This window comes from Streptomyces sp. Q6 (genome assembly GCF_036967205.1).
Classification (GTDB): domain Bacteria; phylum Actinomycetota; class Actinomycetes; order Streptomycetales; family Streptomycetaceae; genus Streptomyces; species Streptomyces citrinus.
This window is the reverse complement of sequence record NZ_CP146022.1, coordinates 2,646,055-2,664,280: the sequence shown is the minus strand read 5'-3', so window position 1 is coordinate 2,664,280 and position 18,226 is coordinate 2,646,055. Positions and strand designations below refer to the sequence as shown.

Annotated in this window: 17 protein-coding genes; 10 read left to right on the top strand and 7 right to left on the bottom strand. The window is 68.4% G+C overall.

Annotated features, from left to right (window positions below):
• Positions 1-5: 5 nt before the first annotated feature.
• The 4 genes from V2W30_RS12455 to V2W30_RS12440 form a co-directional block, all read right to left on the bottom strand.
• Entirely contained in the window at positions 6-1,391 is a 1,386-nt protein-coding gene (locus tag V2W30_RS12455; protein ID WP_425244524.1) for a sensor histidine kinase, read from the bottom strand.
• Positions 1,392-1,494: 103 nt separating this feature from the next.
• Positions 1,495-2,370, bottom strand: a complete 876-nt coding sequence (locus tag V2W30_RS12450; RefSeq protein ID WP_338696137.1) for a DUF4429 domain-containing protein — start codon at positions 2,368-2,370, stop codon at positions 1,495-1,497.
• Between the two features lie 76 nt (positions 2,371-2,446).
• Positions 2,447-3,658, bottom strand: a complete 1,212-nt coding sequence (locus V2W30_RS12445) for an alpha/beta hydrolase (protein ID WP_338696136.1) — start codon at positions 3,656-3,658, stop codon at positions 2,447-2,449.
• 174 nt (positions 3,659-3,832) lie between these two features.
• On the bottom strand, positions 3,833-4,483 hold the full coding sequence (locus V2W30_RS12440) for a TetR/AcrR family transcriptional regulator (RefSeq protein WP_338696135.1): 651 nt from the start codon (positions 4,481-4,483) through the stop codon (positions 3,833-3,835).
• A 110-nt stretch (positions 4,484-4,593) separates the two neighbouring features.
• On the opposite strand from V2W30_RS12440, the gene V2W30_RS12435 reads away from it, so the two are divergent.
• From V2W30_RS12435 to V2W30_RS12425, 3 genes are all read left to right on the top strand, one after another.
• Complete coding sequence (locus tag V2W30_RS12435) at positions 4,594-6,204, top strand: MFS transporter (RefSeq protein ID WP_338696134.1); 1,611 nt, start codon at positions 4,594-4,596, stop codon at positions 6,202-6,204.
• Positions 6,205-6,458: 254 nt separating this feature from the next.
• A complete protein-coding gene (locus tag V2W30_RS12430; RefSeq protein WP_338696133.1) occupies positions 6,459-6,833 on the top strand; it encodes a peptidase inhibitor family I36 protein in 375 nt (124 codons plus the stop codon).
• A 136-nt stretch (positions 6,834-6,969) separates the two neighbouring features.
• A complete protein-coding gene (locus tag V2W30_RS12425) occupies positions 6,970-7,278 on the top strand; it encodes a small hydrophobic protein (protein ID WP_338703578.1) in 309 nt (102 codons plus the stop codon).
• A 27-nt stretch (positions 7,279-7,305) separates the two neighbouring features.
• Here the strand turns inward: V2W30_RS12425 and V2W30_RS12420 are convergent, their stop codons facing one another.
• Together V2W30_RS12420 and aceE are read right to left on the bottom strand one after the other, a co-directional pair.
• Positions 7,306-8,178: a potassium channel family protein gene (locus V2W30_RS12420; RefSeq protein ID WP_338696132.1), complete on the bottom strand. Its 873-nt coding sequence runs from the start codon at positions 8,176-8,178 to the stop codon at positions 7,306-7,308.
• Between the two features lie 84 nt (positions 8,179-8,262).
• Positions 8,263-10,995: a pyruvate dehydrogenase (acetyl-transferring), homodimeric type gene (gene aceE, locus V2W30_RS12415; RefSeq protein ID WP_338696131.1), complete on the bottom strand. Its 2,733-nt coding sequence runs from the start codon at positions 10,993-10,995 to the stop codon at positions 8,263-8,265.
• A 432-nt stretch (positions 10,996-11,427) separates the two neighbouring features.
• Here aceE and V2W30_RS12410 point away from each other — a divergent pair, with 432 nt between their 5' ends.
• The 6 genes from V2W30_RS12410 (at position 11,428) to V2W30_RS12385 (ending at position 16,068) form a co-directional block, all read left to right on the top strand.
• The gene (locus V2W30_RS12410) at positions 11,428-11,859 is read left to right on the top strand and encodes a DUF3052 domain-containing protein (protein WP_338696130.1); all 432 of its coding nucleotides are present in this window, start codon (positions 11,428-11,430) and stop codon (positions 11,857-11,859) included.
• Positions 11,860-12,097: 238 nt separating this feature from the next.
• The gene (locus tag V2W30_RS12405; protein ID WP_338696129.1) at positions 12,098-12,556 is read left to right on the top strand and encodes a peroxiredoxin; all 459 of its coding nucleotides are present in this window, start codon (positions 12,098-12,100) and stop codon (positions 12,554-12,556) included.
• Between the two features lie 164 nt (positions 12,557-12,720).
• The gene (locus V2W30_RS12400; protein ID WP_338696128.1) at positions 12,721-13,296 is read left to right on the top strand and encodes a TerD family protein; all 576 of its coding nucleotides are present in this window, start codon (positions 12,721-12,723) and stop codon (positions 13,294-13,296) included.
• A gap of 104 nt (positions 13,297-13,400) precedes the next feature.
• Complete coding sequence (locus V2W30_RS12395) at positions 13,401-13,976, top strand: TerD family protein (protein ID WP_338696127.1); 576 nt, start codon at positions 13,401-13,403, stop codon at positions 13,974-13,976.
• An 81-nt stretch (positions 13,977-14,057) separates the two neighbouring features.
• Entirely contained in the window at positions 14,058-15,203 is a 1,146-nt protein-coding gene (locus V2W30_RS12390) for a DUF475 domain-containing protein (protein ID WP_338696126.1), read from the top strand.
• Positions 15,204-15,321: 118 nt separating this feature from the next.
• Complete coding sequence (locus V2W30_RS12385; protein WP_338696125.1) at positions 15,322-16,068, top strand: Tellurium resistance; 747 nt, start codon at positions 15,322-15,324, stop codon at positions 16,066-16,068.
• Positions 16,069-16,078: 10 nt separating this feature from the next.
• Here V2W30_RS12385 and V2W30_RS12380 read toward each other — a convergent pair whose 3' ends face one another.
• On the bottom strand, positions 16,079-16,849 hold the full coding sequence (locus V2W30_RS12380; RefSeq protein ID WP_338696124.1) for a TerD family protein: 771 nt from the start codon (positions 16,847-16,849) through the stop codon (positions 16,079-16,081).
• Positions 16,850-17,047: 198 nt separating this feature from the next.
• Between V2W30_RS12380 and V2W30_RS12375 the strand changes: the two genes are divergently transcribed.
• On the top strand, positions 17,048-18,217 hold the full coding sequence (locus V2W30_RS12375; protein WP_338696122.1) for an HpcH/HpaI aldolase/citrate lyase family protein: 1,170 nt from the start codon (positions 17,048-17,050) through the stop codon (positions 18,215-18,217).
• Positions 18,218-18,226: the final 9 nt, after the last annotated feature.

Sequence of the window (18,226 nt, the reverse complement as noted above, 5' to 3'; positions counted from 1 at the left end):
ATTCCTTACGCCGTGGGGGAGTCGGGCACGGTCAGCGGGAGCCGGGCTGCGACGCGGAAGCCTCCGCCGGGAAGCGGTCCCACGTCCAGCGTGCCGCCGACCAACCGTACGCGTTCGCTCATGCCCACCAGCCCGTGTCCCGTGCCCGCCGTCTCGAGCGGGGACACCGGCTCCCTGGCCGGTCCGTTGACCACGATCACCAGAAGGGCGTCGTCGTCGAGGCCGATGGAGATCTCCGCCCGTGCGCCCGGTGCGTGGCGTACGACGTTCGCCAGCGCCTCCTGCACGATGCGGTAGGCGGAGAGATCCACCGCCGGGGGCACATCGACCAGTTCACCGATCAGGGTCAGCTCCGGGTGCGACAGATCGGCCGGCACTCCGCCCCGTATCGTCGCGTCCACCAGCTGCTGAAGGTGCGCGAGACCGGGTTGGGGTGCGAGATCGCCCTGCGCCTCCTCGCTGCGCAGCACGGCCAGGAGGCGCCGCATCTCGGTCAGCGACTCGCGCGCGCCCGCGGCGATGGACTCGAACTCCTCCCGCACCTCGCCCGGCAGCCCCTGTAGGCGGTACGGCGCGGAATCCGCCTGCACGGTGATCACCGACATGTGATGCGCCACGACGTCGTGCAACTCGCGGGCGATCCTGGCGCGTTCCTCCAGCAGAGTGCGGCGGGTCCGCTCGGCCTCACTGATCGTCTCCTGCTCGGCGAGCTTGCGCTGGGTCTCCCCGCGCTCGCGCAGCAGGGCGCCGAGAAGCAGCACTCCGCCGCTCAGCACGATCAGCAGAACTCCCGTGTCCTGACTGGTGGAGTCGCGGAAGAGACCCATGGCGATGCTGGCGAGGACGGTGGCCAGCCAGATGCCGACGAGTCTGCGCCGGCTCTCGCGCAGGGCCAGGGCGATACAGAGCACCAGGTACCCGACGACAACCATCGGCGTCCACGGCGACGCCCGGTGCGCATCCCCGTCGAACAAGGGGATCGTGCCCAGCACCATGGCGGTGATCATGATGCACCAGGCGGTCAGCGGGCGGCTGATCGCGAGCAGCAGGGGCGCGGCCTGGGCCACGGCGATGGCACCGGCGAGACCGCCACCGACCCCGTAGTCGTTCGTCAGGACCTGGGTCGTGACCGGGATCAGGACCGCCGTGAATCCCAGGGCGATCACATAGGGCAGGAGCCGCATCCAACGCCGGGGAGCACGGGCCAGCAACGGCTCCGACCGGTCGCCGTCGATGGCGGCGGTGAGCATCGACGCCGCCGATGCGAGCCGGTCGCCCGCTCCCCGCACGGTTCGGCGCGAACGCTCGCGCCCACGCTGAGGGCCCGCGCGACCGGAACTGTGGTCCGGCGGGCGCGGCGTCGGGTCGGGAGAGTTCGGCGCAGTGCTCATGGCCGGTTCAGCCTAGGCAGAAGCACCGGTCCATGCCGTCATACCGGGGTGCTCACCCGGATCTCATACCCAGGTATCACAAGCCCCCCGCCCGGCTCCGGAGTCACAGCTCCGCGAGCAGTTCGGCCTTCTTCGTCGAGAACTCCGCGTCCGTGACCAGACCGGCCTGGTGGAGCTCGCCGAGGTGGCGGATGCGCTCGGCGATGTCCGCCGGGTCCCGACGGGCGGACGGCGCCGGATCGACGTGACCCGGCCCGACCGCTGCCGGCACCCCCGCGGTCCGCGTGGCCGCGAGGACCGACGCGGCGAACGGCAACGACTCGTGCACCGGGCCGTAGCCGAGCCCGAAGACGACCGCCGCCGGGTCCTGGTCCGCCGGGCCCCGCTGCTGCTCGGAGGCGTCACGGCACAGCAGCCGCAGATGCCCTTCGAACAGCTCGGGCGAGCGCCACTCGACGCCGCTCAGATCGCCGACGGAGAAGGTCTGGTCCCCGGCCTTCCACTTCGCCGACGACGCCCCCGTCCAGAACCAGCGGAAGGACACCGAGGTGCCGTCGAAGGATGCCTTGCCGTCGTACGCCTTGAAGTGGAGGGGTGCCTTCGGCGCGGCTACGAGATAACGGTCCGACCGGGTGTCCTCGTCGCCGACGAGCTGCGCGCGCAGCTCGTCCGCGTAGTACTCGGCGAGCGTCTCCCGCTCCGCGGGCAGGACGAGCCGGTACGGATCGCAGCCCTCCTTGAGCTGCCCCGCGGCGGCGTCCATGAGCGGATCGGCCCCCGGTCGGGGAACGGCATGCAGGACGACAGTCCCGCGCTTGCCAGGAGTCAGAGTCACCGCCGCGATCGCTTCCAGAGGGACACGGCGCTCGCCGAGCGCCTGAAGCAGCTTCGGCGTGCGGATCCCCCGTTCGAAGCGGATGAGCACGGAGTCGGACTCGAACTCCCAGGCGGCATGAAATCCGGCCAGTACGTCACCCATGCGGCTCATCGTATGCGGCACGCGCGCCTCCGTCGCCTGTTGCGTCGCACCACTGTTCCGCCGCTTTCTACGCGCGTCAGGCGGAGGCACTGCCGGAAAAACCCTCTCGGCAGCTGTCCTGGGCGTCGGCGCAACTCACCGATCGGTACGAGCCAGTTCCGATCTCCGCGAAGTTGTCGAGGCTTTCCGTCCCCGGCTCGAAGTAACCGGTGTGGCCCTTGGCGTCTCCTGCGGAGACCACACGTGCACCGAACCCGGAGGAGACCGGGTCCGCCCCGTGACCGAGACCCCCTACCTCCATGTAGGGCACGTCCTGGATCCAGTCGTCCTTGTCCCGGGTGGCCCACACGCGCGCGTGGGTACCCAGGCCGGAAGCGCTCTCGGCCCGCATGCCCGGACTGCCGGCCACGGCGATGTCGCTGACCCGGGACGGCAGATGGTGGGCGGCGACTCCGCACACCACGGAGCCGTAGCTGTGGCAGTACAGGGCGACGGACGAGCTACCGGGCAGGCCGCGCAGCATGGCGTTGAGCCGTACCGCACCGTCGTCCGCTCGCATCGCGGTCGCGGCGTCCACGCCGAGGCCGGCCGGGGCCGTGTAGTCGGCCCACGCGATGACCGCTGTGCGGACGTGCGGGCTGGTCTGGCGCTCGGCCGCGTACAGCGAGCGGGCCATGCCCACGGGTGCCGAGTACTTGCGGAATGTGCGCTGGAAGGTCAGCACGTTCGTGTCGACGCCCGGCACCACGACGGAGACGCGCTGCGCCTTGTCGAGGTCGCCGAAGACCTCGGCGACCCTGCCGTTGCCCATGGGGTCGAAGGCGAGGATGTGGCGGTCGGGGCCCGACAGAAGTGCGAAGCGCTGCATCCGCTGCTGAGCGTCATGGTGGCCGACCGCGGACAGACGGTTGTCATGGGTGCGTACGGCCTCGACCTTGCGGGCCTGGTCGAGCGCGATGCGGTTGGCCCGGTAGCGCAGTTCCACAGGTGCGCCGTTCATGTTGCCGACCACGAGCGGATAGCGGGCGGCGAGCCGATTGCGTTCGTGCTGCGTCAGCGAGGAGAAGAAGTGCGCGAGGCGGGTGGGGGAGCCGTCGGGCGCGGGCAGTGCATGTCCGTGTATGCGGCCGTGCTCCCAGGCGGTGAGCGCGGTCCGGAGCGGCGAGGTGACGCCCCGGTGCTGGCGCACGGCGGTCCAGCCGGTGGTCGCCAGCATGACGAACACGACGGCCAGCGCGAGCAGAGCGCGCCAGACGTTGAGTTGAGGGGAGGAGTCGAAGGAAGTCACTGCGGGACACCCTAGGAGAAGCGCGTGGGACTCCGTGCCACGGGTGAGGCAGATCACGTTTTCCGCGGGGTATTTGGGTAAAAGCGGACTCAATCGCGGTCAGAGGTTCACCCTGCGTACAGAGGTGACGCGCCCTGTGTGCGCGGGCGTGCGACGGGGGTCACGTGGTCGCCGTCACGCGCGTGACTTCCTGTCGTCGCGCCATCGCTCACCCAGGGACGGCTTCAGGTGATCGAGGTACGACTCGGTGAGGACGCGAAGGGCGTCGACGCTCGCGTCCTGGCCCGCACCCCACAGGCGCCCCGTCATGCGCATCACTCCGCTGAACGCGGCGACGGCCACGCGCGGCCGCGGGTCGCTCTCCACGTCGAGCCCCTCGCGTTCGGCGATCACCCGCGCGATCTCCTCCTCCAGCTCGATCGAGCGGCGCAGGTGCGCGGCCAGGAGGGAGGGCGTGGACTCGATCATCTGGTAGGTGCGCATGTGGAGTTCGACCGGAATGACTTCCTCCACGGAGCGGCTGAGGGCGTCCCAGGTGCCGAGGACCGTGTGCCGCATCGCCTCGAACGGGCCTTCCTCCGCCGGGCGTTCCCGCAGCGCGGCGACGAAGCGGGACTCCACCATCTCCTGAACGGCGAACGCCGCCTCCTCCTTGTTCGCGAAGTACCGGAAGAAGGTGCGCTGGGAGACCTCGCAGGCCTCCGCGATCTCGTCGACCGTCGTCCGCTCGAAGCCCTGAACGGTGAAGAGCTCAAGTGCCGCGCGCAGCAAAGCGCTTCGCGTGCGCTGCTTCTTGAGTTCCCGCAGGTTGAGTTGGGCCGACATGGTCCTCTTTCTCAGTGTTTGTGCAGCTCAGCATAGTGTGAGCGACGTGACAGTTACCGACTTGTGAAATGCTTTGTCAACTGTCAGGGACTGTCACTAGCCTCGAACGTATGACTAGTCAGACCACTGTCGACAAGACGGACCGGGTTCCGGAGCCCGATCCCGTCCCGGCACCGGCCAAGGGGCTGCGCGGCCACCCCTGGTTGACGCTCTTCTCCGTCGCGATCGGCGTCATGATGGTGGCCCTCGACGGCACCATCGTCGCCATCGCCAACCCGGCCATTCAGAAGGACCTCGGTGCGAGCTTCGCCGACGTCCAGTGGATCACCAACGGCTACTTCCTCGCCCTCGCGGTCACGCTGATCACCGCGGGCAAGCTCGGCGACCGGTTCGGTCACCGGCAGACGTTCCTCATCGGCGTGGTCGGTTTCGCCGCAGCCTCGGGGGCCATCGGCCTGTCCGACAGCATCGCCTTCGTCGTCACCTTCCGCGTCTTCCAGGGCCTGTTCGGTGCGCTGCTGATGCCCGCCGCGCTCGGTCTGCTGCGGGCCACCTTCCCCGCCGAGAAGCTGAACATGGCGATCGGGATCTGGGGCATGGTGATCGGCGCCTCGACCGCGGGCGGTCCGATCCTCGGTGGTGTGCTCGTGGAGCACGTCAGCTGGCAGTCCGTCTTCTTCATCAACGTCCCTGTCGGCGTCCTCGCGCTCGTCCTCGGGCTCGTCATCCTTCTCGACCACCGTGCCAAGAACGCGCCGCGGTCCTTCGACATCCTCGGCATCGTGCTGCTGTCCGGCGCGATGTTCTGCCTCGTCTGGGCCCTCATCAAGGCCCCGACCTGGGGTTGGGGCGACGGGCTCACCTGGACGTTCCTGGCTGCCGCGGTCCTCTGCTTCGCGCTGTTCGCCCTGTGGGAGACCCGCGTCGCGGAGCCGCTCATCCCGCTGGGCCTCTTCCGCTCCGTGCCGCTGTCGGCCGGTGTGGTCCTGATGGTTCTCATGGCCATCGCGTTCATGGGCGGTCTGTTCTTCGTCACCTTCTACCTGCAGAACGTGCACGGCATGAGCCCCATCGACAGCGGCCTGCACCTGCTGCCGCTGACCGGCATGATGATCGTCGCCTCGCCGCTGGCAGGCGCCATGATCACGAAGGTGGGTCCGCGCATCCCGCTCGCCGGCGGCATGGCGTGCACCGCCATCGCGATGTACGGCATGTCCACGTTGGAGGCAGGCACCGGCAGCGGCATCATGTCCGTCTGGTTCGGCCTGCTCGGCCTCGGCCTCGCGCCTGTGATGGTGGGCGCCACGGAGGTCATCGTGGGCAACGCGCCGATGGAGCTCTCCGGCGTCGCCGGCGGTCTCCAGCAGGCCGCGATGCAGATCGGCGGCAGCCTCGGCACCGCGGTGCTCGGTGCCGTGATGGCGTCGAAGGTCGACAGCGACCTCGCGGGAAACTGGGCGGACGCCAAGCTCCCGCCGCTCACCCCGGGCCAGCTGGACCAGGCGGCGGAAGCCGTCCAGGTCGGTGTCGCCCCGGTACCGCCCGGCACTCCGGCGGGGGTCGCCCAGACGATCACGGGCGTCGCGCACGACACGTTCATCTCCGGCATGAGTCTGGCCTGCCTGGTCGCCGCCGGTGTCGCCGTCGTCGCGGTGCTGGTCGCGATGCTGACCAAGCGCGGGGACAACGCGGAGGCGGGAGCGGGCGCCGCGCACATCTGACGCGGGTAACGCGAACGGACGGACCACGCCCGCGACGCCCCAGCTCACGGCGCCGCACGCAGCGCCTTCAGTCGTGACAAGGCGCGGAAACCGTTCGTGTGGGGGAAGCCCCCGGGGAACTCTCCGGGGGCTTTCGCTTATCCGGGTGACGTCCGTCGACAGCCCTTCCCGGAACCGAATCCTCCGGGCCAGAGTGTCTGGCAAGCGATCAGTCGCGACCGCAACTGGTCGATATGACACGGGGGTTGAATCACATGCGTACGTCCATGCCCATCACCATTGCCGCAGCCGCACTCGCCGCCGTGGCGCTCACACCCGGACTGGCCCGTGCGGCGGCGCCACCGACGCTCGGCGACTGCGCGGCGGGGGAGCTGTGCCTGTGGAGCAAGACCGGATTCAAAGGAGCCCGGCACGTCTACGAGTTGAGCGGGATCGACATCGAGAGCTGTGTCGCGCTGCCGGAGGGGAGCAGCGCGGCGTCGCTCGCCAACCGCACCGGTCGACCCGTCACCACGTACCAGTCCGCGGAGTGCGCGGAGACCGGAGAGTTCCAGACGTACCCCGGCAGCGGGACCTGGGAGCCCGAATCGCCCTACCGGACACGGGCGTTCAAGGTCTGGGAGAGATGACAGGGACGACACGGGCGGGGAGGGATGCCGGCGACGTCCGGGAGAGATGCCGGAGACAGCGGAGCGCCGCGCGATAGACCGCGCGAAGTGGGGTACCCGAAGCACGCCCGAGTCCGGACTAACTCAGGGAGTGATGATGGCGGGCTTCGGACACACCACGCGCAAGCACCCCCGTTCACGTGGCCGCACCGGCTCACGGAGCGGGCCGGACCGCGCGACACTCGGAATCATCGGCCTCATCTGCGCGATCGCGGGATTCTTCGTACTCCAGATCGTGCTGGGACCGGTCGCCGTCGTCTGCGGCTGGTTGTCCATGGGCCGACGCTGGACCGGTACCCAGTCGGTGCCGGCCCTGGTAGCGGTCGTGCTCGGCGCGATCGACACGCTGCTCGCGATCATCTGGCTGGTCTCGTCGACCGGCACAATTGCGGGAGGCATGTTCTGAGCGCGAGCGACTGACCGTTCCGAGCGGTCAACTCCACACGGCCCCGGGCGAGTTCCCGGGGCCGTCCGCGACCGCACCGGCGCTCGGGTGCGGTACGCCGCCTTCTTCCTTACTGGTGAGTGACGTCGCTTCCTTACCGGTGAAGGACGTCGTCGTCGGCACATCCGCGGATCCGGGCTGCCCCGACAGCACCGCGACCTGAGCTCGCAGCGCCCGTACCTCCCGTGCGAGTGCCTCGATGGCCTCCGTCTGCCGACGCTCTTCCGCGTCGTCCTTCTCGAACCGGGAGATGAACCATGCCGCGATATTGGCGGTGACCACACCGAGCAGTGCGATGCCGGACAGCATCAAGCCGACCGCGAGCACGCGGCCCATACCGGTCGTCGGCGCGTGATCGCCGTAGCCGACCGTCGTCATCGTGGTGAACGACCACCACACGGCGTCGCCCAGCGTCTTGATGTTGCCGTTCGGTGAGTCCCGCTCCACCGAGAGGACGGCCAGCGAGCCGAACATCAACAGGCCCACCACAGCGCCGGCGACATACGTCGTCAGCCTTATCTGCTCGGCCATCCGGGCCCGCCGGCCGACCAGGAGCAGTGTCGACACCACACGCAGCAGCCGCAGGGGCTGCGCCAGCGGAAGCACCACGGCAAGGAGGTCGAGCGGGTGCGAGCGTACGAAGTGCCAGCGGTCCCGCGCCAGGACCAGACGGACGATGTAGTCGAGGGCGAACGCGCCCCACACCACCCACTCCACGATCGTGCACGCCTCGATCAGCGCGCTCGACGCGTCCGGCTCCACGATGGGGACCGCGTAGGCGACGGCGAAGGCCAGGGCGAAGGCGAGCAGCGGACGCTGCGTGCGCCGCTCCCAACGAGTCTGTGCCGGATGCTCCTTCATGCGCGCATCGTAGGAAATGCCGAAGGGCGGCAGAACCATTGGTCCTGCCGCCCTCGGAGAGAACACCTGCTGGGCAAGCCCCCGCTACGCGTCGCCCCCGGCGGCGCCCGGGTCGGCGGCTGTGACGTCGAGCAGCTGGTAGCGGTCGATGGCCTGCTTCAGGACCGAGCGGTCGATCTTGCCCTCACGCGCGAGCTCCGTGAGCACCGCGACCACGATCGACTGCGCGTCGATGTGGAAGAAGCGGCGCGCGGCGCCCCGCGTGTCCGCGAAGCCGAAGCCGTCCGCACCGAGCGACTGGTACGTGCCGGGCACCCAGCGCGAGATCTGGTCGGGCACCGACCGCATCCAGTCGGACACCGCCACGAACGGGCCCTGCGCGCCGGACAGCTTCTGCGTGACGTAGGGCGTGCGCTGCTCCTCTTCTGGGTGCAACAAGTTGTGGCGCTCCACGTCCACCGCCTCGCGGCGCAGTTCGTTCCACGAGGTCGCGGACCACACGTCGGCGCGCACGTTCCACTCCTGCGCGAGGATCTGCTGTGCCTCGATCGCCCAGGGGACGGCCACGCCCGATGCCAGGATCTGGGCGGGGATCGCGCCCGCAGTCCCGGTGCCGACGCGGTGGATGCCCTTGAGGATGCCCTCGACGTCGACGTCGGCCGGCTCCGCGGGGTGCTGGATCGGCTCGTTGTAGACGGTGAGGTAGTAGAAGACGTCCTCGCTGTCCGGGCCGTACATCCGGCGCAGACCGTCCTTGACGATGTGGGCGATCTCGTAGCCGTACGCCGGGTCGTAGGAGACCGCCGCCGGGTTGGTCGAGGCCAGCAGCTGCGAGTGGCCGTCGGCGTGCTGGAGGCCCTCACCGGTGAGCGTCGTGCGGCCCGCGGTCGCACCGAGGACGAAGCCGCGCGACAGCTGGTCGGCCATCTGCCAGAACTGGTCGCCGGTGCGCTGGAATCCGAACATCGAGTAGAAGACGTAGACCGGGATCAGCGGTTCGCCGTGGGTCGCGTAGGCCGAGCCGGCGGCGATCAGCGAGGCGGTGCAGCCCGCCTCGGAGATGCCGTCGTGCAGCATCTGGCCGGTCGGCGACTCCTTGTAGGCGAGCAGGAGGTCACGGTCGACGGACTCGTACTGCTGGCCGAGCGGGTTGTAGATCTTTGCGCTCGGGAAGAAAGAGTCCATGCCGAAGGTGCGGTACTCGTCGGGCGCGATCAGCACGAAGCGTCGGCCGATCTCCTTGTCCCGCATCAGGTCCTTGAGGAGCCGGACGAAGGCCATAGTGGTGGCGATCGACTGCTGACCCGAGCCCTTCTTCACGCTCGCGTACGCCTTGTCGTCCGGGAGCTGAAGCGGCTTCGCCCGCACGACCCGGGTCGGGACATACCCGCCCAGCGCCTTGCGGCGGTCGTGCATGTACTGGATCTCCTCCGAGTCCCGGCCCGGGTGGTAGTACGGCGGGGCGCCGGACTCCAGCTGCGCGTCGGTGATGGGAATGTGCAGCCTGTCGCGGAAGCCCTTGAGGTCGTCGACGGTCAGCTTCTTCATCTGGTGCGTGGCGTTGCGGCCCTCGAAGTTCGGGCCGAGCGTCCAGCCCTTGACCGTCTGCGCCAGGATGACCGTCGGCTGGCCCTTGTGCTCCTTGGCGGCCGTGAACGCGGCGAAGATCTTCTTGTGGTCGTGACCGCCGCGGCCCAGGTGCAGGATCTGGTCGTCGGTCATGTTCTCGACCATGGCCCGCAGCCGGTGGTCGTCGCCGAAGAAGTGGTCGCGGATGTACGAGCCGGGCTCGGTCGCGTAGGTCTGGAACTGGCCGTCGGGCGTCGTGTTGAGCTTGTTGACCAGCACGCCGTCGCGGTCCTGCGCGAGCAGCGGGTCCCAACTCCGGTCCCAGACCAGCTTGATGACGTTCCAGCCGGCGCCGCGGAACTGGGACTCGAGCTCCTGGATGATCTTGCCGTTGCCCCGCACCGGGCCGTCGAGCCGCTGCAGGTTGCAGTTGACGACGAAGGTGAGGTTGTCGAGGCCCTCGCGGGCGGCGATGGAGAGCTGGCCGAGGGACTCGGGCTCGTCCATCTCGCCGTCGCCGAGGAAGGCCCACACCTGCGACTTGGAGGTGTCGGCGATGCCGCGGGCCTCCATGTAGCGGTTCATCCGGGCCTGGAAGATCGCGCCGAGCGGGCCGAGGCCCATGGAGACGGTGGGGAACTCCCAGAAGTCCGGCATGAGGCGCGGATGCGGGTACGAGGAGAGGCCGTTGGGCGCCTTCGACTTCTCCTGCCGGAAGGCGTCCAGCTGGTCCTCGGTGAGGCGGTCCAGGAGATAGGCGCGGGCATAGATGCCCGGCGAGGCGTGCCCCTGGAAGAAGATCTGGTCGCCGCCGTCGCCCTCGTCCTTGCCGCGGAAGAAGTGGTTGAAGCCCACGTCGTACAGCGACGCCGAGGAGGCGAAGGTGGCGATGTGACCGCCGACGCCGATGCCGGGGCGCTGGGCGCGGGACACCATCACCGCGGCGTTCCAACGCGTCGCGTTGAGGACCTTGCGCTCGATCTCCTCGTTGCCGGGGAAGAAGGGCTCGTCCTTGGTGGCGATCGTGTTGATGTAGTCCGTGCTGCGCATCTCGGGCACGGCCACGCGCTTCTCACGGGCCCGCTCGATCAGTCGGAGCATCAGGTAGCGGGCCCGCTCGCGGCCGCGTTCGTCGACTGCGGCGTCAAGGGAGTCGAGCCACTCCTGGGTCTCTTCGGGATCGAAGTCCGGGACCTGGCTGGGAAGACCGCCAATGATGATCGGGTTGCGATCGGATCCGGAAGCCACGCTGTTCCTTCACTGTCGGTGATGCCACTGTTCCACTGTCGGGTACGCCGATGTCCATCGTGTACCTCGAAATCGGAATCGTCATCTCTACCGAGAGGTAAACCGAACGTCGGGGGCGCGACCCGGGTGCGGGTACGAACAGATCGCAACGGTACGCCCCATTCGTAAATCTGTTTCGTGGGGCCGTTCGGCCCTGGTCACGCTGGGTGGCCAGGCAGTGCGGGCAAACCCGGCAGAATGCTGTGGCGTACATCACCGACCTGCGGGAATCCTTGACAGGAGTTGCGGTGACACGGCCCGGAACGTCACCGTTTCGGCGGTCTCGGCGGCCGGGTACTTGCGCGATCCGTCGCGCACGTGTGGACTACGGCCAACGCTTCGCGCGTGCGCGATGCTGAAGACAACTTCGTAAACATGATCAGGAGGCAATCCGTGAGCGCGACCGCGGACCACGCGGAGACGAACCTTGCCGTAAGGCTGGGTTTCCAGACCGACATGGTGGTCCAGGAGATCGGCTACGACGAGGACGTCGATCAGGAGCTCCGTGAGGTCATTGAGACCGCCATCGGCGCCGAGCTCGTCGACGAGGACTATGACGACGTGGCTGATGCCGTGGTGCTCTGGTTCCGTGAGGACGACGGGGACCTTACTGATGCGCTGGTGGACACCACCACGTACATCGAAGAGGGCGGTTACATCCTGCTCCTGACGCCGAAGACCGGGCGTGACGGGTACGTCGAGCCCAGCGAGATCGGGGAGGCCGCCACCACCGCCGGTCTCTCGCAGACCAAGGGCGTCAGTGTGGGCAAGGACTGGACCGGGAGCAGGCTGGTGACCCCCAAGACGGCGGCGAAGAAGCGGTAGCAGCCGTCCCGGCCGACCGGGATCCGAAGTGAAGTGACAAGGCCCCTGTGGGCGCGCCTCGGCGTGCCCACAGGGGCCTGCGCGTCTGCGGCCGCCCCGCGGGCCGCGCTCGGCCGTGCTGGACCGGCTCCGGCCGGTCCCTGCGTCCTCGGGCGCACCGGCACCTGCGCAACAGCTTCCAGACCCCGCCAACTAGGCTGAAGCCACCCGAACAGCTCCATCGAAGGGAAGCTTCACCATGGCGATCGAGGTCGGCACCAAGGCTCCGGAGTTCGAGCTCAAGAATCAGCACGGGGAAACCGTGAAGCTCTCGGACTTCCGCGGCGAGAAGAACGTGGTGCTGCTCTTCTACCCGTTCGCTTTCACCGGGGTGTGCACCGGTGAGCTCTGCGCCCTGCGCGACGAGCTGCCGAAGTTCGTCAACGACGACGTGCAGCTGCTCGCCGTCTCGAACGACTCCCCGTTCTCGCTCCGCGTCTTCGCCGAGCAGGAGGGCCTGGAGTACCCGCTCCTGAGCGACTTCTGGCCGCACGGCGAGGCCTCGCGCGCGTACGGCGTCTTCGACGAGGAGAAGGGGTGCGCGGTGCGCGGCACCTTCATCATCGACAAGGAGGGCGTCGTCCGCTGGACGGTCGTCAACGCCCTGCCGGACGCCCGTGACCTGAACGAGTACATCAAGGCGATCGACACCCTGTAGGTCGACGCAGGTCGATGTAGGTCGACCCGCGAGTCGACGACCGGTATCTCGACACCCTGTAAGAAGCCTCGCCGGGGGCGGGAACCCGTCACTAGGATCCAGACGTTGATCCGATGCCAGACGCACTACGGGGCTCCCCGCCCCTCAAGACCAAGGGAGGACTCGTGGGAGTCAGCCTCAGCAAGGGCGGCAACGTATCGCTGAGCAAGGAGGCCCCGGGCCTCACGGCGGTCGTCGTGGGCCTGGGTTGGGACGTTCGTACCACCACAGGTACGGACTTCGACCTCGATGCCAGCGCCATCCTCACGAACGCCGAGGGCAAGGTCCGCAACGACCAGGACTTCGTGTTCTTCAACAACCTGAAGAGCGCGGACGGATCGGTCGAGCACACCGGCGACAACACCACCGGTGAGGGCGAGGGCGACGACGAGCAGGTCAAGGTCAACCTCGCGACGGTCCCGGCCGATGTCGACAAGATCGTGTTCCCGGTCTCGATCTACGACGCCGAGAACCGCCAGCAGTCCTTCGGTCAGGTGCGCAACGCGTTCATCCGCGTCGTGAACCAGACGGGCGGCGCGGAGATCGCCCGTTACGACCTGTCCGAGGACGCCTCCACCGAGACCGCCATGGTCTTCGGTGAGCTGTACCGGAACGGGGCGGAGTGGAAGTTCCGCGCCGTCGGCCAGGGCTACGCCTCGGGTCTGCGCGGCATCGCGCAGGACTTCGGCGTCAACGTCTGAGCCGAAGCGCACCACCACGCTCAACCGTCCGGCGCCGCACTTCTCCAGTGCGGCGCCGGACGCGCTCGACACCGCACCGCCTTACACCGGGGAGGACCAGGATCATGGGCGTCACGCTCGCCAAGGGAGGCAATGTCTCCCTCTCCAAGGCCGCACCGAACCTCACACAGATTCTCGTCGGGCTCGGCTGGGACGCGCGCTCGACCACCGGCGCCGACTTCGACCTCGACGCCAGCGCGCTGCTGTGCAGCGGCGGCCGGGTCATGGGCGACGAGTGGTTCATCTTCTACAACCAGCTGAAGAGCCCCGACGGCTCCGTCGAACACACCGGGGACAACCTCACGGGTGAGGGCGAGGGCGACGACGAGTCGATCCTGATCGACCTCTCCAAGGTGCCGGCCACCTGCGACAAGATCATCTTCCCGGTGTCGATCCACGACGCCGACAACCGAGGGCAGACGTTCGGCCAGGTCAGCAACGCGTTCATCCGCGTCGTGAACCAGGCGGACGGCCAGGAGCTCGCGCGCTACGACCTGTCCGAGGACGCCTCCACCGAAACCGCCATGATCTTCGGTGAGGTCTACCGGTACGGCGGGGAGTGGAAGTTCCGTGCGGTCGGCCAGGGGTACGCGTCCGGGCTTCGGGGCATCGCTCTAGACTTCGGAGTCAACGTTTCATAAAGCGTTGCTAAAGCCGTGCACGGAGCGGGGGAGCCCCGTACAACCAGCACGGGGAAACCCGTACACATGATGGGGTAGCCAGTGGTTCTGAAAACCTTCGGCTGGTCGTTCGCGATCACCGTGCTCGGTTTGATCGCGGCGGTGTTCTACGACGGATGGGAAGCCTTCGGGGTCGTGGCGATCCTCGCCATCCTCGAGATCTCGCTGTCCTTCGACAACGCGGTCGTCAACGCCGGAATCCTGAAGAAGATGAGTGCCTTCTGGCAGAAGATCTTCCTCACGATCGGTGTGCTGATCGCCGTCTTCGGCATGCGCCTGGTCTTCCCGGTCGTGATCGTCGCGATCAGCGCCAAGATGGGCCCGGTCGAGGCCGTCGACCTGGCGTTCAACCAGCCCGACCGCTACCAGCAGCTGGTGACGGACGCGCACCCGTCCATCGCCGCGTTCGGTGGCATGTTCCTGATGATGATCTTCCTCGACTTCATCTTCGAGGAGCGCGACATCCAGTGGCTGCGCTGGATCGAGCGGCCGCTCGCCAAGCTCGGCAAGGTCGACATGCTGTCGGTCTGCATCGCCCTGATCCTGCTCCTCGTCGCCTCCATGACCGTCGCGGTCAACGCGCACCAGCACGGCGGCGCGCACGTCGACAAGCAGGCGACGGTGCTGCTGGCCGGAGTCGCGGGTCTGATCACGTACCTCATCGTCGGCGGGCTCTCCAGCTTCTTCGAGAACCGGCTCGAGGAAGAGGAGGAGCGCGAGCACGAGGCCGAGGAGAAGGCCAAGCGCGAGGGCAAGCCGCAGTCGGCGGTCCTGATGGCCGGCAAGGCCGCGTTCTTCATGTTCCTCTACCTCGAGGTCCTGGACGCGTCGTTCTCGTTCGACGGTGTCATCGGCGCCTTCGCGATCACGAACGACATCGTCCTGATGGCGCTCGGCCTCGGCATCGGCGCCATGTACGTCCGGTCGCTCACGGTCTACCTGGTCCGCCAGGGCACGCTGGACGACTACGTGTACCTGGAGCACGGCGCGCACTACGCGATCGGCGCGCTCGCCGTGATCCTCCTGGTGACCATCCAGTACGAGATCAACGAGGTCATCACCGGCCTGGTCGGCGTCGTCCTCATCGCCTGGTCGTTCCTGTCCTCGGTGCGCCGCAACAAGCGGATCGCGGCCGAGGAGGGAAACTCCGGGAGCCCGGACAAGACTGAGGTCTCGTCCGGGGTTTGACCCCGGGGGCATTACTGGAACCCTGTGAACGGGGCGGTCGTACGAGGACGAGTCCTCCGCGGCCGCCCCGTCGGCATGTACGCAGACATGCACGTACGGCACGGCATTTGGGGGCGGAATGTCCTTCTGGGACAGGCTTTGGCGCGGGGGTTCCGCGCAGTTCGAGTTCGATTCGGGCACGGCGGCGACCAACACCATCGAGCTGACCAAGCGGCACCCGGTCGTCTCGCTCTCGAAGCAGGGCGCGGCCACCGGCAATCTGCGGGTCAACCTCTCCTGGCGGATGCGGACCTCGGACATCGGCGGGCCGGAGAAGAACAGCCTGCTGCGGCACCCGTTCAGCATGTTCAAGCCCGACGTCGTCCAGGCGCACACCCAGTCCATGGTCAACGTCGACCTGGACCTCGGCTGCCTGTACGAGCTGGTCGACGGCGAGAAGGGGGTCGTGCAGCCGCTGGGCAGTCTCTTCGGGGCGCTCAACGAGCCGCCGTACGTGAAGCTCAGCGGGGACGACCGGTTCGGCTCGGCGTCCGGTGAGACCATCTACGTCAATCTCGATCACCGCGACGCCATCAAGCGACTACTGGTGTTCGTCTACATCTACGACCAGACGCCGGCGTTCGACCGTACGCACGCGGTGGTGACGCTGTACCCGAGCAACGGGCCGCGGATCGAGATCCACCTTGACGAGCGGGCGCCGCAGGCCCGCTCGTGCGCCGTCATCTCCATCGAGAACGTCAAGGGCGATCTGGTCGTGCGGCGCGAGGTGAAGTTCGTGTACGGGTTCCAGGCCGAGCTGGACCGCCTGTACGGGTGGGGGCTCCAGTGGGGCCGCGGCTACAAGTCGAAGGTGGCAGGCCGTTAGCCCGCCGCGCTCACCGGCCGATGAACTGCGGACCCTGCGGCGGGAGCCGGAAGGCCGGATCCGGCACGGCCACCGCCGCCACCGGCTGCGGGTAGCCGTAGGCGGGCTGCGACGGCGGGGCGGGCTGGGTGGCCGGGGTCGGCGGGTAGCCGTAGCCAGGAGGCTGCTGGGGCGGCAGCGGGAAGGACGGGGCGGCGGGCTGCGGGGCGGGCGCGGGCTCGGCCGTGGCCGGTTCGGCGGACTCGTCGACCGAGATGCCGAAGTCCGTCGCGAGGCCCACCAGACCGTTCGAATAGCCCTCGCCGACCGCGCGCAGCCGCCAGCCGTCACCGCGCCGGTACAGCTCGCCGCAGATCAGCGCGGTCTCGGCGCCGGTCTCCGGCTTGATGTCGAAGTGCGCCACCGGTTCCGAGCCGTCGGAGGCGGCGTCGTAGACGAACATGCGCAGCGCCGGGACGTTCTCGAACGTGATGTCGTCGGCGGAGGCGACCAGGAGTACCCGGGAGACCTCGGGCGCGATGCCGGAGAGGTCCGCCTGCACGGTGTCGGTCAGGCCCTCGGGAACCCGCTTCTTGCCGAGCCGCCAGACCTTCCCCGAAGGGTGTCGCGGCTGGTTGTAGAAGACGAAGTCCTCGTCCGAGCGGACCCGTCCGTCCGGGCCGAGCAGGAGCGCCGAGGCGTCCACGTCCGGCACGCCCTGCCCCGGGGACCAGCGGAGCACGGCGCGCACAGCCGTGGCGTCGAGCGGGACGTTCGCCCCCTTGAGCATCGCGTGCGTCATGCGGTCATCCTGCCTTCCCGCTCAGCGCCGGGACAACGTGGGGTGCCGAGATCGTCGGCCTCGCGCGGGCCCGGAACACACCGCCCGACATGCATGGGTTACCAGAATTTCATTGCAGCCGGGAACTCTTGACACAGGTTTGTACGTACTATTACCGGCCACATCACGTCGAACGGCCAGGCACCACGGGGGAGACTTATGCGTCATTTCGGGCACATCGCCCCTGCGGTGCGGGAACGTCTGTTCCATCAGGAGCCGACGGCCTTCACCGCGGACTCCGCGCCCCGCATGCTCGCGGCGGCGCTCGGCGCCACGCTCTACAGCCCCGCAACCCGGCCGTCCCTCGCCGACGACGTCCTCAAGCAGGCCGGCCGCGGCGTCGTCTCCATGGTCCTGTGCCTGGAGGACTCGATCGACGACGCGGAGGTGTCCGGGGCCGAGGACAACCTGGTGCGACAGTTCGCCGACCTCCACGGGCGGCCCGGGGTCGAGCCGCCCCTGCTGTTCATCCGCGTCCGGACGCCCGACCAGATAGCCGATCTCGTACGCCGTCTCGGCCCCGCCGTGGAACTGCTGTCCGGATTCGTTCTGCCGAAGTTCACCGAGGAGCGGGGCGTTCCGTTCCTGGAGGCCCTGACCGCGGCCGAGGCGGCCACGGGGCGGCGGCTTTTCGCCATGCCGGTCCTGGAGTCGCCCGAGCTGCTCCACCTGGAGACGCGCACCGAGACCCTCGCCGGGATATCCCGCACCGTCGACAAGTACCGCGACCGCGTCCTCGCGCTGCGCCTCGGCGTCACCGACTTCTGCTCCGCGTACGGACTGCGCAGACCCCCGGACATGACGGCGTACGACGTCCAGATCGTGGCCTCCGTCATCGGTGAAGTGGTCAATCTCCTCGGGAGGGCCGACGGCACCGGCTTCACGGTGACCGGCCCGGTCTGGGAGTACTTCCGCCATCAGGAGCGGATGTTCAAGCCGCAACTACGGCGCAGCCCCTTCCTCGAAGAGGGCGCCGAACCGTTGCGCCAGGCACTCATCGAGCACGATCTGGACGGCCTGCTGCGCGAGATCGAGCTGGACCGGGCCAACGGCCTGCTCGGCAAGACCTGCATCCACCCCTCGCACGTACTGCCCGTCCACGCGCTGTCCGTCGTCAGCCACGAGGAGTACAGCGACGCGGCGGACATCCTGCGGCCCGAGCGGGGCGGCGGCGGGGTCCTCAGGTCCGCGTACACGAACAAGATGAACGAGGTGAAGCCGCACCGCGCCTGGGCCGAGCGGACGTTGCAGCGCGCCGAGGCGTTCGGTGTGGCCCGCGAGGACGTCGGCTTCGTCGAGCTGCTGACGGCGGGACTGCCCGCCGCATGACTGACCGCA